This window comes from Kitasatospora sp. NPDC056531 (assembly GCF_042794375.1).
GTDB lineage: Bacteria > Actinomycetota > Actinomycetes > Streptomycetales > Streptomycetaceae > Kitasatospora.
On sequence record NZ_JBHTTU010000362.1, the window covers coordinates 1 to 518 of the forward strand.

Below are 518 nucleotides of genomic sequence, written 5' to 3' on the forward strand. Positions count from 1 at the left end.
TCCGACAGCTCCACCAGCCCATCCAGCTCGCCGAGTTGGCCACCCAGGCGGGCATGAGCGTGCGCACCTTCAGCCGTCGCTTCCTCGCCGAGACCGGTCAGACCCCCGGCCAGTGGCTCACCACCCAGCGGCTCGAACTCGCCCGCAGGCTACTGGAGTCCAGCGACCTGCCGGTGGACCGGGTCGCCGAGCACGCCGGGTTCGGCAGCGCCTCCTCGTTGCGCCAGCACCTGGCCGCCACGATCGGCGTCTCACCCGCCGCGTACCGCCGCACCTTCCAGGGCCGGAACCACGACCTGACCGGCCCTCAGTCGGTCAGCACCGCCGGCTGACCCCTGAGGCGGCGATACCGGAGGATCCGCGTAGCGGGCACGAGGAGGCACTCGGCGTTCGGGCATACGTCGCGCCCGGCTCAGACGACCGCGGCAGCAGCCTGCTCCTCGTCCACTGCGGTCGTGGGGAGTCGATCCATCCCGCTAATCGGTGAGAGGAGGATCGGGAGCACGGCGAGCAGTTCA

At 71.0% G+C, this 518-nt stretch carries 1 protein-coding gene; it reads left to right on the forward strand.

What is annotated here, in order from left to right:
- A partial coding sequence (locus ACFQ87_RS46440; protein WP_380617085.1) for a helix-turn-helix domain-containing protein occupies positions 1–332 on the forward strand: 332 nt, incomplete at its 5' end.
- Between the last annotated feature and the right edge of the window lie 186 nt (positions 333–518).